The organism is Arsenicibacter sp. R0_47 (assembly GCF_057652235.1).
Window position 1 is genome coordinate 285822 of sequence record NZ_JBYFCJ010000005.1, and the last position, 16932, is coordinate 302753.

Annotated in this window: 9 protein-coding genes; 3 read left to right on the plus strand and 6 right to left on the minus strand. The window is 50.8% G+C overall.

All coding sequences use genetic code 11. The annotated features are described in order from the left end of the window. Positions 1-22: 22 nt before the first annotated feature. From AC23NW_RS12660 to AC23NW_RS12680, 5 genes are all read right to left on the minus strand, one after another. Positions 23-3139 (minus strand): efflux RND transporter permease subunit, encoded by a 3117-nt coding sequence (locus AC23NW_RS12660; RefSeq protein ID WP_487449908.1) that lies wholly within the window; start codon positions 3137-3139, stop codon positions 23-25. An 82-nt stretch (positions 3140-3221) separates the two neighbouring features. Next, a complete protein-coding gene (locus AC23NW_RS12665; RefSeq protein WP_487449910.1) occupies positions 3222-4316 on the minus strand; it encodes an efflux RND transporter periplasmic adaptor subunit in 1095 nt (364 codons plus the stop codon). A 234-nt stretch (positions 4317-4550) separates the two neighbouring features. Further along, a complete protein-coding gene (locus AC23NW_RS12670; RefSeq protein ID WP_293835891.1) occupies positions 4551-5051 on the minus strand; it encodes a hypothetical protein in 501 nt (166 codons plus the stop codon). 27 nt (positions 5052-5078) lie between these two features. Continuing rightward, complete coding sequence (locus AC23NW_RS12675; RefSeq protein WP_487449911.1) at positions 5079-6485, minus strand: RagB/SusD family nutrient uptake outer membrane protein; 1407 nt, start codon at positions 6483-6485, stop codon at positions 5079-5081. A 22-nt stretch (positions 6486-6507) separates the two neighbouring features. Then, positions 6508-9489: a SusC/RagA family TonB-linked outer membrane protein gene (locus AC23NW_RS12680; protein WP_487449912.1), complete on the minus strand. Its 2982-nt coding sequence runs from the start codon at positions 9487-9489 to the stop codon at positions 6508-6510. A gap of 1098 nt (positions 9490-10587) precedes the next feature. Between AC23NW_RS12680 and AC23NW_RS12685 the strand changes: the two genes are divergently transcribed. From AC23NW_RS12685 to AC23NW_RS12695, 3 genes are all read left to right on the plus strand, one after another. Continuing rightward, complete coding sequence (locus tag AC23NW_RS12685; RefSeq protein WP_487449913.1) at positions 10588-13761, plus strand: SusC/RagA family TonB-linked outer membrane protein; 3174 nt, start codon at positions 10588-10590, stop codon at positions 13759-13761. Positions 13762-13774: 13 nt separating this feature from the next. Then, a complete protein-coding gene (locus tag AC23NW_RS12690; protein ID WP_487449915.1) occupies positions 13775-15274 on the plus strand; it encodes a RagB/SusD family nutrient uptake outer membrane protein in 1500 nt (499 codons plus the stop codon). A gap of 158 nt (positions 15275-15432) precedes the next feature. Continuing rightward, positions 15433-16746 carry an amidohydrolase gene (locus tag AC23NW_RS12695; protein ID WP_487449917.1) on the plus strand — a complete coding sequence of 438 codons (1314 nt, stop codon included), beginning with the start codon at positions 15433-15435 and terminating at the stop codon, positions 16744-16746. Here the strand turns inward: AC23NW_RS12695 and AC23NW_RS12700 are convergent. After that, positions 16722-16932, minus strand: a 211-nt coding sequence (locus AC23NW_RS12700) for a hypothetical protein (protein WP_487449919.1), incomplete at its 5' end; no start/stop codon positions are given. The two genes, AC23NW_RS12695 and AC23NW_RS12700, sit on opposite strands and share 25 nt — an antisense overlap.

A 16932-nucleotide genomic window follows, 5' to 3' on the forward strand; every position in this document is an offset into this window, starting at 1 on the left:
GCCGCTCCGTAATAAAAATGCACTAAACCGGTTCTGCCACCAGACCGGCATCCGCCTCTGCCTTTTCTTCCGGCTTCAGGTTGCCGGACATGTACGTGTAAACCGCCGGAATAATATACAGGGTCAGCAACGTCGAAAACAACAGACCCCCCACTACCGCAATACCCATTGATACCCGGCTTTCCGAACCGGCGCCGAGGGCCAGCGCGACCGGCAAGAGCCCGAGCGCTGCACAAAGGCTGGTCATCAGGATAGGCCGGAAACGGGCAACGGCTGCTTCCAGCGCCGCCTGATGTTTGTTGTCACCTTCTTCCTTGCGCTGGTTGGCAAATTCAACGATCAAGATACCGTTTTTCGTTACCAGACCGACGAGGGTGATGATCCCGATCTGGCTGAAAACGTTCAGGGTCTGGCCAAAATCCCAGAGCGACAGCAGGGCACCGCACAGGGCAAGTGGTACCGTCAACAGGATAATGATCGGATCGACAAAGCTCTCGAACTGAGCCGCCAGAATCAGGTAGATCAGGACCAGCGCCAGAGCAAAGGCAAAGTAAAGCGATGATGAGCTTTCCCGGAATTCCTTCGCCTGGCCGTCGAGTGCCGTTGAGTAGCTGGAATCCAGCACTTCTTTGGCAATCCGCTCCATTTCGTCGATACCGGCGCCGAGCGTCACACCCTTTGCCAGACCGGCCGAAATCGTGGCCGCCGAATAGCGGTTATAGCGGAACAGGGTAGGGGGCGTACTTTGCTCACTCACGCGGACCAGGTTGTCCAGCTGGATCAGCTCGCCACGGTTGTTTTTGACGTAGAGCGATTTCAGGTCGGTTACGTCGTTACGGTCGTCGCGCATGATCTGGCCAATTACCTGATACTGTTTGCCATCCATGATGAAATAACCAAACCGGCGGCCGGAAAGACCCAGTTGCAGCGTCTGGGCGACGTCCTGCACCGACACGCCCAGGTTCAGGGCCTTGTCGCGGTCAATGTCGAGCCGGATTTCCGGTTTTGTAAATTTCAGGTTCACGTCGGAGGCCGAAAATTTATCAGAAGACTGGACCAATTTCATAAATTCAGGCACCACCTTGCGGAGTTTGTCGAAGCTCGTGGCCTGAATCACATACTGCACCGGCAGACCACCGCCGCCGCCCACACGGGCTCCCGACTGGATCGTCTGTTCCTGAATAACCAGGGCCTTGGCGCCCGGAAACTTCTTGATTTTCGGCGTAATCTCATCGACCATCTGCTGCTGGGAAATGGTCCGTGGTGGCCGGTCGCCCAATACAATCCGGAATGCAGCCGAGTTGGTCGCCCCGGAGCCGAAGCTCGGCGACGTAATAGCGATTACACCCGCAACGTCTTTTTTATCAAAGGTTTTGCGGAGGAAATCGGCTACCTGATCGGTGTAGTTGAGCATGTACTCATAGGTAGCGCCCTCCTGCGCGGTTGCCTGAATCCGGAAACCGCCACGGTCTTCCATCGGAGCCAGCTCCTGCGGAATTGCCTGGAATTTGAATAACGCGTAGATAATGCCGCCGAATGCCAGAATCAGCACCCACGCCATCCAGCGGATTTTGAGGAAAGCGGCCAGTGAGTTCTGGTAGCCGTTGATCATCCACTCGAAAAACGGCTCGGTTACCCGATAGAGCCACGGCTGGCGATGGCGGTTTTTCAGCAGTTTCGACGACAGCATCGGCGTTAGCGTCAGGGAAACAAAAGCCGAAATCAGCACCGATCCCGCCACCACAATCCCGAACTCGCGGAACAGACGACCGGTTACCCCTTGCAGGAAAATCACCGGCAGGAACACCGCCGCCAGCGTAACCGTTGTGGAAATAACGGCAAAATAGATTTCTTTAGAGCCCTCAATCGCGGCCTGCATCGGTTTCATGCCTGCCTCGATCTTAGTGTAAATGTTCTCAAGCACCACAATGGCATCATCCACAACGAGACCGATGGACAAGACGATGCCGAGCAGCGTCAGTACGTTCATCGAAAACCCGCAGATGTACATGATGAAAAACGACCCGACGAGCGAAACCGGAATGGCCGTCAGCGGAATCAGCGTACTGCGCCAATCGCGGAGGAAGGTAAAAATAATCAGGGCTACCAGCGCAAAAGCGATGATAATCGTTTCTTCAACTTCTTCGATTGACTTCCGGACATAGCGTGTGTAGTCAAAGCCCAGAATCAGCTTTACATCCGGCGGTAAGTCCTTCTGAATCTGCTCCTGTTTTTTGTATACGTTGTTCACGATCTCGATCTGGTTGGCACCCGGCTGCGGAATCACGGCAACGCTGAGCATCGGTACGCCATCGCGTTTAAACAGCGTTTTTTCCACTTCAGGAGCCAGCTCTGCAAAGCCAACATCCTGAAATTTAACCACCTGATCGTTTGTCTCCTTCAGAATCAGGTTGTTGAAATCATCAGGAGTCGTCAGGCGGCCGAGGGTCCGTACGGTGAGTTCGGTGCTGGCGCCTTCCACGCTGCCTGAGGGCAGCTCAATGTTCTGGGTCCGGAGCGCGTTTGAGACGTCAATAGCCGTCAGCCGGTAGGAGGCCAGTTTAACCGGATCAATCCGGAGGCGCATGGCGTACTTCTTTTCTCCCCAGATCTGCACACTGCTCACGCCCGGAATGGTCTGGAAACGCTCTTTGATCTGACGCAGGGCAATGTCGTTCAGCTCCAGCAGGGAGCGCGTTTTCGACAAAACCTGGATAAAATAGATCGGGCTGGCGTCGGCATCGGCCTTGGCCACAATCGGCGGATCGACATCGGGCGGTAGGTTGGCAATGGCCCGGCTCACCCGGTCGCGCACATCGTTGGCAGCGTCTTCAATGTCAACGCTCAGTTCAAATTCTACCGTAATCTGGCTCCGGCCGTCGCGGCTCGACGACGTCAGGGTCCGGATACCGGCAATCCCGTTGATGGATTCTTCGAGTGGTTCCGTAATCTGTGATTCGACAATATCGGCGTTGGCACCCGTGTAGACCGTCGAAACGGTTACCACCGGCAGGTCAATACTGGGGAACTCGCGCACCCCCAGATAGGCAAAGCCAATGCCGCCAAAGACTAAAATCAGCAGCGACATCACCACCGCCAGTACCGGCCGTTTAATGGATGTTGTTGATAGGTTAGCCATAAATTATTGAGTGATTGTGTGAAAGCGCGATTGAGTGAATTGATGGCGTTTTAGTTCGCTCAATCACCCAATCGCCCAATCACTAATTTAAATTTCTGATGTCAACTTCGCCGCCGGGTTTGACGAGCTGCGTACCGGCGGTAATGAGCGAATCGCCGACATGAAGACCGCTGCGGATTTCGACGGTCCGGTCGTTGCGCAGGCCGATTTCAACCGGGACCGACTCGGCTTTGCGGTTGCGGACCACAAAAACTTTCTGGCCGGCCTGTTCGGGAATGATGGCTTCCGTTGGCACCACAATGGCATTTCCGTGCGTATTCAGGACCACGTTGATCCGCGCAAACGAGCCGGGAACCAGGGTCCGGTCATTGTTCGGGCTGACGGCCCGCAGCAGCAGGCTCCGCGTTTCGGGATCGACTTTGGTTTCGACGGCATAGACGGATCCGCCATACTGCCGTGGTGATCCTTCAACCGTGAACTGAATTTTACTGCCCTGGCGAACCAGTTGGGCGTATTTGGCCGGTACCGAAAAGTCGAGTTTGGCGGGGCTGGTATTGGTCAGCGTTGCAATCCGGCTGGATGGCGAAATGTAGCTCCCGTTGCTGATGTAGCGCAGCCCGAGAGTGCCGTCAAACGGGGCACGGATCACGGTTTTGCTGATTTGTACTTTCAGGTTTTCGATATCGGCCAGAATCCCGTTCAGGTTGGTCTGGGCAATGTCGTATTCCTGACGGCTGATGGCTTCTTTTTCCAGCAGTCGTTTCTGCCGCGATTCGTTGGTTTCGGCCAGCTGTTTGTTTGACAACAGTTTCTGGAGCTGGGCCTGTAAGTCGGCGTCGTTGATGCGAAGTAATACAGCGTCTTTTCTGACGTACTGGCCTTCTTTGAAGAAAATGCCGGTGACCCGTCCCGAAATTTCACTGCGGATTTCCACCTCCTCATTAGGAATGATGGTACCGGTCGTCAGAATTTTCTCATCGAGCGACTGCATGTTGACGACCAGAACATCAACCGATGTTTTTCCGCCGCCTTTGTTATCGCCGCCGGGTTTTCCGCCGGCCGCTGTTTTTTCGTCGGGTTTGGGGTCAAAAAGCGGTTTCAGTTTAGGGTAAAAAGCCAAAGCCCCAACCAGCAGGATGATGACAGCGGTCAGTAGTCGTTTGGTAAATGTTGTCATAGGCAGTGAAGGTAAAAGTAACGTCAGTTTTAGCTACTAAACTAGGTAAAAAAGTGGATTTAAACGTGAAACGCGCTGCTTCAGATGAAAATATCGGGAGTTGCTGATTGAATGTAACCGGAATAAGTAAAGTTGCAGATTTACAGCATGTTCGTAGCGGCGGGGCGGTCTATAAAAAAAGTGGCCAGTCCGGAAACTGGCCACTCATTCAGCATTTAATAACGAACAACGGGTTTAGTTGCGGACAGTAAACGTAAACGTTTTGTAGTTTTCGCTTGGATTGATGTCCGTTGACGTGGCCAGCGTTGTTACCAGCGTAACCGTCTGCGTGGTCGGAGCGGTAGCCGGAATACCTGGCAGGAACCGGACAACCAGATAGCCGACACTGCTGTTTGGCGGAATCGTCACCTGACCTTTAGTGCCAAGGATCTGGTAATGCGTTCCCTCAACAGCCGTGCTGGTCGGGTCAATACTGTAGTTGATCGTCGTAGCAACCGGCCGTTGAGCGCCAACCAGCTGGACCAGAATACTATCGCGGCCGATACCCTGACGTACTGTGCGGGTACGGATGCCGTTGGCAACGTTGTTGGTTGGCTGCGTGGCAAAACCACGGCGCGGGTTACTGAATTCGGCGACCGTAGGGCCTTCGTAGGTCCATGACGGATTTTCGAAGCAGGATGTCAGGCTGAAAAGCATTGCCCCGAATCCAAGAATATAACTTAATGCTTTACGCATGTCTTTTACTGAGTTTGAGTGACGAGATTAATAGCCGGGGTTTTGCTTCAGTTTGCTGTTAAGCTGAACTTGGTCGTTTGGCAGCGGAGCCAGAATCCGGAAGTCTGTGTACGGCACAACGGCCGACAAACTGGCCTTTGTTATCGTCTGACCTTTGCGTTTCAGGTCAAAGAAACGGTGGCCTTCCAGTACCAGCTCAAGACGGCGCTCGGTCAGAATCAGATCAACCAGTCCCTGACCGGTGACCGTAGACGCAATTGGTGTTGCGCCACTCCGCGTACGGATACGGTTTAGGTCGGTGATGGCCGCTGCGCTGTTGCCCGACATCGCATATGCCTCTGCCCGAATCAGCAATACTTCTGAGTAACGGATCACCGGAATGTTATCCGTGAACGGCCCGCGCGAACCAGAGAATTTACGGCTAAAGAAAACGGCTTCACCTGATTTTGTTGACGAGTAGAACATTGCACGGCGAACATCAGCTGCTTCATACAGGTTCAGCAGTTCCGTAGTTGGTACCACGTCACCCCAGTTACCGGTAGTCAGGTTGGTCGTCAGCGAGTGCATGGATTCATTGGCACCCAGTGACTCCGTTGCCTGTACATAGTTAATCTCGAACAGTGACTCAGGGTTAGGCGCAGTAGTGAAAGCGGCCTGATAACCCGTTCCGGAAACCAGTGTAGCTCCTGTACCCGCCAACGCGTCTGTAGCCGCCTGAACTGCTTCCGGAAATTTTTCCCAGTACAGATACAGACGGGCAAGCAGTGCCTGAGCCGCCGCTTTGTTGGCACGGAGGCGGTTGGCTGAAGCCGATGCCGGTAAGTTAGTAATGGCGTCTTTCAGGTCCCTTTCAATCAGCTGATAGGTTTGTTCAATCGTAGAACGCTCCAGGAACGTAGCCTGTGTGGCATCAGCTGTCGGTTCAGTCCGGAGAATCATACCAAGGTTGAAGCCATTAACTACTTTGGTAGGTTCGTAGGCAAAAACCCGTGCCATATCAAAATAAAGTAAAGCACGCAGGAATTGTGCCTCGCCTTTAATCTGGGCTTTCTCAGCATCAGTCGCGTTTGAGCCATCAATGCCCTTAATGATAAAATTGGCTTCGTTAATAGCCCCATAGTTGCCCCAAAACTGCTGCATGTGTACACCAACGGCATTGACACGCTCGTTGAAGTAACGGTTTGAGTTACTGTTAGTCAGACGAACGTTGTCAGCCATAATTTCCGGTGCAATCATCATCCGCGCCCCATAATAGGTATTCGGTTGAAGACGGTCATACACAGAGATCAACAGAGAACGAACGCCGGTTATATCCTGTAGGGCCTGGTCTGAACTAACCGACTGTTTCGGCTGCGTGATGAGCAGGTCGCTGCATGAGCTGGCTGCCAGCACAATGAGGCAGCCGGTCAATGATAGACGAATATGTTTAAACATGATAGTTAATGCTGTTTGTTGATTAGAAGCCGAACTGAATACCACCCGTGAATTGCTTGCTTTGCGGATACGTACCGAGTTCGGCGTTCAGGATTTCAGGGTCAAAACCGGTGTAAGCCGTCCACGTCAGCAGGTTGATGCCCTGGGCGAAAACGCGGATTTTGTCCATTTTGATACGGCGGGTAATTTTAGAAGGCAGTTCATAGCTTAGGGTGATCTGCTTCATCCGGATATAACCGGCATTTTCAACCTGTTTTGTTGAGAAGTTCTGAATGGAAGAGCTACCTGGTACTGAGCCACCTTCGTATGGCGCGGCCACGCTGGTGATCTGACCCGGTGTAGTCCAGCGGTTCAGCTGACTAGCCAGGTTGTTCCAGCCGGCTGAAGCTGAGCTTTCCATGAAGAAACCGTTGTTGTTCAGTACGCGGTTCCCCCACTGACCCTGGAAGAATACTTCAAGCGCTAATCCTTTATAGCGGAACGTGTTCGTTACCCCACCAAAGCCTTTTGGAATCGGTGAACCCTGAACCCGTGAATCGCGTGTCTGCAGTGTATAGGTAATATTACCCAGTGTATCTAACCACATGGCACGACCATCCGCCGGATTGACACCGGCATAGGTTGGGTACCAGTTGACACGAATTGGCTGACCAACGAAATAATCGGTACCGATCCGATTCTGGCCCGGTAACAGTTGCAAAATCCGGTTGCGCTGGAACGACGCATTCCAGTCTGTTTCCCACTTGAAACCCCCTTTATCGATGTTCACATGTTTCAGGCTGATTTCCAGACCACGGTTTTCAACCTTACCCAGGTTTTCGAAGATTGAACCGAAACCGCTGTCATTTGGTAACGGACGGGATAACAGGAGCTTATCGTTGATTTTGCGATATGCATCGATTGCCGCACTGATCCGGCCGCCAAACAGGTCTACATCGATACCAACATTCAGCGTACGGGCAACTTCCCATGACAGGTTGTTGTTACCTAACTGGCTTGGGCGGATACCCGGTAAATCGATGTACTGACCACCCAGACCGAACAAGGCGCGTGAGGCAAAGTCTGAAATCAGGTTGTTACCGGCTTCACCATAACCGGCACGGATTTTCAGGTCGCGGATTGCCGGAATATTCTTGATAAAGTCTTCTTCTGAAATCCGGTATCCGATTGAAGCCGACGGGAACAGACCCCAGCGGGTGTTGGCACCAAAACGCGATGAACCATCATAACGCAGGGAGGCAGTAGCCAGGATTTTATCACCAAACTTATAGTTAGCGCTGCTCAGCAAACTGGCAATCCGCCAGGTCGTGTATGTACCGGTTGTGGTGATTGGACGGGCTGCTGCTGCCAGTGTCGTGAATAAACCGTTCGGGAATCCCTGACCAGTCGCGGAAACCGTTTCACGAACTTCCTGACGATACTCGGCACCGGCCAGTACGTTGATGTTGTGACGGCCGAATGAGCGATTATAGTTCAGCGTCTGGTTGGTGTTCCAGTTCAGGGTGTAGCGGTTCGATACGGTTGCCGAACCACCGGTTGAAGCAAACTGCGGTACAATCTGATCGCGGTAGTTGTTATCGATGTTGTTGGCATAGTCGATACCGTAGAACGATCGGAACCGGAGTCCTTTTACGATTTCGTAATTAACCGCGATGTTGCTGACAGTCTGCACGGTTGTTCCCAAACGGGTTTCGTACTTCACGCTCTGTACCGGATTGTAGCTGAACGCGCCGGAAAGCGGGGCGTTAAAACTGCCATCTGCCTTGTAAATCGGCTGGTTTGGCAGGATCAGAGCCGCAGAGAAGAACGGACTGTTAATAAACGCACCATCGGCAATCGCGCCGTTCAGACGGGTCGCTGACAAACCGATTGATGTTTCGATTTTCAGTTTTGGTGATGCCTGGTGATCAAGGTTAACCCGCAGGGTCCCCCGGCGGAAATCGGATTTGATAACCTGTCCCTCCTGGAAGTTGTATGAACCGGCAATGTAGAAGTTTGTCTTGCCGTCACCGCCCGACGCGGAAAGGTCATACATCCGCAGGCGGCCACGCTGGAAAACAGCATCCTGCCACTCGGTATTCTGCACCGTTGACGGATCGCCGTACTGCGTAATGGCTGACGTACGGGCCGTTTCAACTGATGCATTTGTCTGAATAGCACGGTTAACAAAGTTTTCAATTTTCAGCGTCGCAAATTCCGATGCCGTCAGTACATCCAGTTTTTTCAGTACGTCCGTGAAGCCATCCTGTACCGACAAATTGAACTTAGTACGGCCTGAGCGACCGCGCTTTGTTGTGATCACTACTACCCCGTTGGCGCCCTGTGCACCGTAGATAGCCGCTGCCGCTGCATCTTTCAGGATATCGATAGACTCGATATCGTTCGGGTTCAGCGAGGTAAGTACGTTTGAGCTGGCCTGACCGGATAAGCCACCGTCAGACACCTGCACCCCATCGATAACGTAAAGCGGGTTGTTACCGGCGTTGATGGAACCGACACCGCGGATACGCACGTTCAGCGCACCACCCGGCTGACCGCTGAGGGCTGTAACCTGCACACCGGCCGCGCGGCCCTGCAAAGCGCGGTCAACCGACTGCATCGGGAGGTTTTCGATGGTTTTGCCGGTAACGGCCGCAACCGCACCGGTAATATCCTGCCGGCGTGCGGCATTCCCGTAACCGGTGACCACGACTTCGCTCAGTTCAGAAGCAGATGCCTGCATGACTACATTAAGCGTGGTCCGGTTGCCGACCGCTATTTCCTGCGGCGTAAATCCGATATAACTGAAGACTACGCGGGCGCCGGAAGGAGCATTGAATTTGTAATTACCATTGGCATCGGTTGTTGTTCCGCGGCTTGATCCCTTGAGCTGAACACTAACGCCCGGCAAACCTGAGCCATCATCTGATGAAGTGACCCGACCGCTGATAGTTACATCCTGCGCAAGAAGCGGAAGCGCAAAAAATAACGTCAACAGCCAGGATGAAAGTAGGAGTTTTTTCATCTGAAGTTAGTTGATAGAATTGTAAGTTTATTTAGTTAACGGAATGCAAAATTATTGTAGAAAACGGTTTTTGTGAACTATTGTTGGGTGTATATGTTAAATAACCAAATTTTTTAAAATGTATACAAAATGTTTTTTGTGTGGAATTGTTGGATTATTTACGGTAATTGATTGTATTAAAATTGCATTAAAATAGAATAAGTGAAATAGATGGCTGAAAAAGTATAGTTGAAAAAAACTTAAAAAAACTTAAAAAAAGTCGGCACTATATCCAGAAAAGTAGCAGTCGAATCGGCGTTCCGCGGATAAATCATAATCAAATAATAGAATAAAAATATGATATGTATCCTGTTTTTGTATGCGCTTTCTTTTATTGCAGGCTCTTAACTAGCCGGAATCACAAGTGAAGCCGGATATTCTTTGTTAAAAGACAGACGAGTCGCTAAACTGGTTTATTACGTCGGAAAAAAGACAATATATATATATATATATATATAAGAACATAAAAAGTTTATTAAATATTAGTGAGGCAATAGTTAGTAGTAAAAACTTTTTATACAGTTCCGGAAGTATGGTTTTGAAAGCCGGAAAGCGTGATTTACCGTAAGAATAAAATTGAATTATTCCATGTATACACACTCAGTATGTTGTTGAGGTAATAGTTAATTGTAGGATGATTGTTTTGTATATTAGTTGATATGACAAATATTGTTTGTGTTGTCTCGAAATCTGCAAAAAGTTTAAATATGACACGGAAATGGTCATTTATAGAAAATGATAAATCAGAAAAAAAATATTTAGTATACATAATAAATAATGATGAGTATAAATTAAAATGATATTAAATATTTACTTATTTCTGTAAAGTTTACTTGAAGGTCTATTATAGTGCTTTTTAGAATTAGTATTTATCTTGTATTATTTCAATGTATATCCAATATATGTAGTATAGGGGTTTATTAGCTGTTGACATTGAAAAGCAGTAGATTATTTTGGTTGGGAATAGAATAAGTATATTAATTCTTTGTGTAGGTTATTTATATTAGTACTATATTTGGCGCTCAAACAATAATTTTCATTAACTTAAACTATGAGTCTATGAAGAAGAGCATACTTATACTATGCTTTCTGGCCGCGCTTACGCTCATAAGCAATTATGGCTGGGCCCAGCAACGCAGCGTGTCGGGCCGGGTGACCTCATCAGAAGATGGGTCTGCTTTACCAGGTGTAAACGTCCTGATCAAAGGAACAAAACAGGGCGTCTCAACAGACGGCGATGGCCGGTTTTCCATTAATGTTCCATCAACAAACACAACGCTTGTTTTTTCCTTCATCGGTTTCGACGCTAAAGAAGTTGTCGTCGGTAATCAGACAAGTATCAACGCAACACTGACGGCAAATGCCAGCGAACTGAACGAAGTCGTCGTAGTCGGTTACGGTACGCAGTATAAGCGGGACGTAAGCGGCTCGATTTCGTCTATCGGCGGTAAGCAGATTGCCCAATTGCCGGTTCAGAGCTTCGAGCAGGCACTGGGTGGCCGGGCTGCCGGTGTAAACATTACGGTACCAAACGGTCTGTTAAACAACCCGCCGGTAATCCGCGTACGCGGGGTAAACTCAATTAACCTGAGTTCATTCCCGCTGGTAGTCATTGACGGTATCCCTGCCTTCACGGGTGATAACTCGACTTCAAACGCTCCGAATAACCCGCTGGGTAGCATAAACCCGTCGGATATCGAGTCGGTAGAGGTTCTGAAAGATGCGTCTGCCAGCGCGATTTACGGTTCGCGGGCGAGTGCCGGTGTTATTCTGGTTACCACCAAGCGTGGTACTAAAGGCAAAGGCAAGTTCACCTATGACGCATGGGTAGGGGTAACCCAGCCATTCCGTCTGTTCGACATGCTGAATGCCGATCAGTATATGATGATGAAAAACGAGGCGGTCCGCAACCTGAATGCCAATGTACTGGCAGTCAGTGGTAAACCTGGTACCAACATCGAAGGATTTCGTCCAAGCCTGGATGCCAGCGGTAACCCCGTTAACACGAACTGGTACGATTATGTATACCAGAACGGTTTTTCCCATTCTAACTCCGCCAGTTTCTCAGGTGGTAATGACAATACATCCTACTACCTGTCTCTGGGTTACACCGGTCAGAAAGGGATGCTCCAGAAAAATGAATTCAAACGGACGTCTGCCCGTCTGAACGTTGACCATAAGGTGTTTAAAACATTTAAAGTGGGCACCAGCTTCGGATATGCTAACGGCTATAACAGCTCGCCAAACAGTGGTTCAATTCCGGGCGCAGCCTTTTCAACAGCCGGTTTAGGCCGTCTGCCACTGGTATTACCGCCAAACGTTGCTGCTTACAACAACGATGGAAGCTATAACATCAATGGCTCAAGCTTGGGAGCAGGTGCTAACGTAAACCCTGCTTCGGGTGCTGCGCTACTGCCGGGTTACTACAACCCCGTTGTTGACCTGGATAAAAACTCATTTACGTCAGAAAGTAACGATATCCAGGGAAGCGTATATGCTGACTGGGAGGTTATCAAAGGTCTGAATATCCGTACGCAGTATGGTATCAATAACATCGGTTTTGAAGACAAATCATTTCTGACCGGTATTTCGGGTGACGGATATTCGTCAGGCGGTTCGGCAACAAACTGGTATCGTACCCTGAAGCGCTGGAACTGGCAGAATACGGCTCAGTATTCACGTACGATTGCCGAGAAACACAGTGTATCCTTATTAGTAGGTGCAGAAGAGCAGCGTACACAGGTTGAACGCTGGGGCGCCAACCGAACAACGGTAGCCGACGTTTTCTTCGAAAGCTATCAGGGCAACTTCACCAACATTGCCGTTTCAAATAGCCAGCAGACCGAAAACTACCTGGTGTCTTATTTCGGTCGTCTGAACTATGACTTCGGTAAAAAGTACTTTGCATCGGTTAACTTCCGTCGTGACGGCTATTCGGCCTGGGCTAATAAGTGGGGTAACTTCTATGGTGCTGCGTTAGGCTATACTATCTCTGAGGAAGCATTCTGGAAAAACTCAGCGTTCCTGCAGAACATCAACCACCTGAAACTGACGGGTAGCTATGGTGAAGTCGGTAACAGTAACGGTATCGGTGACTTTGCTTCGCTACAGACGTATTCGTCAGGTCTGTACGGGGCCGCAGCAACCCTGGGCTACAACAGCGCCGGTAACTCTGCTCTGACCTGGGAAACCAGCAAGAAAACGGATATCGGTTTCTCGTTTGGTTTATTACAGGATCGTTTACAGGGTGAGTTCTCATATTACAAAAACCTGGTTGACGGTCTGATTCTGGACGTACCGCAGGCACCGTCGAAAGGGGTTCCGGGTAACTCAGTACCAGCCAACGTTGGTTCGATGCAGAACACCGGTATCGAATTCAGCCTGCAGTTCAATGCCATTACCCAGGGTGATTTCAAATGGACAATCAACGGTAACGTAACGACGCTGAAAAACCGCGTACTGGCTCTGAGCGCAGAAGGTCAGCGGATTGGTACAGCAACCAGCCTTGAAACCATCAACTATACAACCGCCGGCCGTTCGGTAGGTGATCTGCTGGCTGTTCCTACGGTTGGTATCAACCCGGACAACGGCCGCCGGATGTTCCGGAAGGCCGATGGTACGATTGTGCAGTATGATCACCTGGGTACCGGCTGGACAAAAGTGTCGGATGGCAGCGGTACAACGTCGCCTTCACAGCTGGCAGACGGGGTATACTACGGCCCGGTACTGCCTAAGTGGTATGGTGGTCTGGACAACACGTTCCGCTACAAAGGGTTTGATTTAGGCATCTTCCTGCAGTTCTCCGGTGGCAACTACCTGTATAACGGTACGAAAGCCGGTCTGCGCGATCAGCGTTTCTGGAATAACCACACCGACATTCTGAACCGCTGGACACCGGATAATAAAGGTGGTACGCTGCCACGCGTTGTTTACGGCGATAACGTTTCAAACGGTTCGGCGCTGGTTATTTCAGAAAACGTCGAGAAAGGTGACTTCCTGCGTGCCCGTAATATTTCGCTCGGCTATACATTTACCCGTGGTCTGCTGGATAAACTGAAAATCCAGAATGCCCGTATCTACGGCCAGGTGCAGAATGCGTTTATCCTGACGAAATACACAGGTATCGACCCTGAAATTTCGACAAATGGTAACAGCAACTCAGGCGCTGGGATTGACCGTAACTCAATTGGTCAGGCCAGAACATTCACGTTAGGTATCAATCTCGGTTTTTAATTGAGTCAGGATAATGAAAAAATACATCAACAATAAATTTGCTGCAGTTGCACTGACAACGGCCCTGGCGTTCGGCCAGTTCTCCTGCCAGACCGAGCTGCTGAATCCGGTTCCTAAAACCCTGTTCTCTGATCAGGTTGTGTTTGATACGCCTGCCCGTGTTTTGCTGCAGGTAAACAATATGTACACGTCCGTAAAAAGCGGGAACTTCCTCGGTGGCCGTTACTATGTATATGGTGATGTCCGGGCGGATGATTTCCTGAACCGTACAAACAACGGTGTTACGGCACTGGGCGTATGGAACCATACCCTGACCGAAACATCGCAGAACGATGTTATCAACATGTGGGGAGCTGCCTATGCAGCCATCAACCAGGTCAATGTATTTCTGGCCGGACTTGATGCCAATACGGCTAAGTATGTAGTGCCGACGTTCCCGGCAGATTTTGCTACGGTAACGGCTAATCAGTATAAAGGAGAGGCGCGTTTCCTGCGGGCTCTGTGCTACTACTCACTGCTACAGTTCTATGCCCGTCCGTACGTAGATGGTAACGGCAGCAAGCCGGGTCTGCCGCTTCGGCTGAAAGCGGAGACAAACTCACTGAACAATGAGCTGGCGCGCAGTACAGTGGCAGAAGTATACACGCAGATTCTGGACGACCTGAACTTTGCAGAGCAGAACCTGCCGTTGACGTATGGTGATGCAACAACCCGTACAACCCGCGCACACAAAAACTCGGCCATTGCGCTGAAAACGCGTGTGTATCTGACGATGGGTAACTGGGCAAACGTGGTAACGGAAGCCAACAAAATTGTGCCGGCTTCGGCACCGTTTGCGGCAGCTTCCGGTGTTCCGCATGCACTGGCTGCTTCGGTAGCTACTGTGTTCGCTCCGCCACAGGAGACAACAGAAACGATTATGTCGTTTCCGTTTACGGCACAGAATGCCCCTGGTACGCAGAATCAGCTGGCTTACTACTTCCTGCCTTCATCGCTGGGCGGTAACGGGGAGTTCAGCCTGAACCCTGCCGGTATCATTTCAAACACAGCGGTATTGGGTACAACGGATGCCCGCCGGACCAACTTTGTGGTCACGTCAGGAACGGAAACATTCCTGAAGAAATACCCGACCGGTACGCCTTATACGGACAGAGCACAGGTGATCCGGTACGCCGAAGTACTGCTGAACCTGGCAGAGGCCAAAGTTCGTTCGTCAAACACAGTTGATGCCCAGTCACTGGCCCTGCTGAATGCGGTACGTGGCCGTTCGAATCCGGCGGGTGTTTACACGGCAGCCAGCTTTGCCAGCGCGCAGGCCTTTATCGATGCCGTTCTGCTGGAACGCCGCGTAGAATTCCTGGGCGAAGGCCTTCGGAATACCGATATCATGCGTCTGAATGCAACCATTCCGGCTAAAGGTGCGGTTGGCACGGTTCCGTCGTCAGATTCACGCTATGTATGGCCGATTCCGGCAACGGAATTGCAGACAAACCCATTAGTTGTACGTAACTAAGCGGTTTATTCCGGTTAAATACTTTGTAAAAAGCGGCTGTCTCATTAGTTTTGAGACAGCCGCTTTTTTTAGTACAAAAATTTGTAATAAACAGAGAAGCTAATATATTATTTTGTCAGCAAAGTAAAGTTAACAACTTGCAAGATTTGTACAGACCTATGAAACAGTTAATCACAGCCGTTGGGCTGGCAGCGGGAGCCCTGCTGCCGATGGCAGTATCGGCCCAGACGGCAGCCCTGAAAAGTAAAATGGATAAGATGGCAGACGGCATCGAAAAGAAAGTCGTTGCCTGGCGCCGTGATTTCCATCAGAATCCAGAACTGGGTAACCGCGAAATCCGGACCATGGGCATCATTGCCGCTCATCTCAAATCATTGGGTATCGAGGTCACAACCGGCGTCGGTAAAACCGGCGTTGTCGGTATTCTGAAAGGCGGAAAGCCCGGGCCGGTCGTTGCCCTGCGCGCTGATATGGACGGATTACCGGTTACCGAGCGTGTCGATATTCCGTTCAAATCGAACGTCCGGACAGAATATAACGGCCAGCAGACCGGCGTGATGCACGCCTGCGGACACGATACACACGTGGCCATGCTGATGGGTGCTGCCGAAGTAATGGCAGCCATGAAAAGCGAACTGAAAGGCACCGTAAAATTTATTTTCCAGCCGGCTGAAGAAGGGGCTCCGCAAGGGGAAGAAGGCGGTGCTGCGCTGATGGTGAAGGAAGGCGTTCTGGAGAACCCGAAAGTTGACGCGATCTTTGGCCTGCACATTAACTCCCAGACCGAAGTCGGAACCATTAAATACCGCCCCGGTGCTACGATGGCGGCGGTAGATTCCTATGCCATTAAGATTAAAGGCCGTCAGGCACACGGTGCCGCTCCGTGGTCGAGCGTTGACCCGATTGTAACGGCTTCGCAGGTGGTTATGGGCTTGCAGACTATTGTCAGCCGGAATCTGCAACTGACCGAAGGGCCGGCCGTCGTAACGGTAGGCGCCATCCACGGCGGTATCCGGCAGAACATCATCCCGGAAGAAGTAAATATGATCGGTACCATCCGGACCTTCAGCCCGGAAGCGCAGAAGCTGGTGCACCGCCGGATTGACGAGATTGCTACCAACATCGCCGAGAGCGCAGGCGCGAAGGCCGAAGTGAAGGTAGAAATCATGTACCCGGTAACTTATAATGACCCCAAACTGACCGACCAGATGATTCCGACGCTGGAAGCACTGGCGGGTAAGGATAATGTGAAAATTACGCCGGCTCAGACGGGTGCGGAGGACTTTTCATTTTTCCAGCAAAAGGTGCCGGGCTTTTTCTATTTCCTCGGCGGGATGCCTAAAGGGAAGAAGGTTGAAGAGGTGCCGTCGCACCATACACCTGACTTCTACATTGACGAAGGTGGTTTTGTGCTGGGCGTAAAAACGTTCTGCCACCTGACGGTTGATTATATGGAGCAGTTTAAAAAGTAATCGTTACTGGTGGTTCTGGTGGTTGCTGGTTGTTCTGGTAGTTGCTGGTTGTTCTGGTAGTTGCTGGTTGTTCTGGCGGTTGCTGTGAGCAAAGAGTAGTGGGGCGCCGAGTGGTTGGGGGCCACCATAAATAAAACAAAATATAAAATAGTATGGGAGGGTGTGGGGTGTTCAACACGCCCCAAC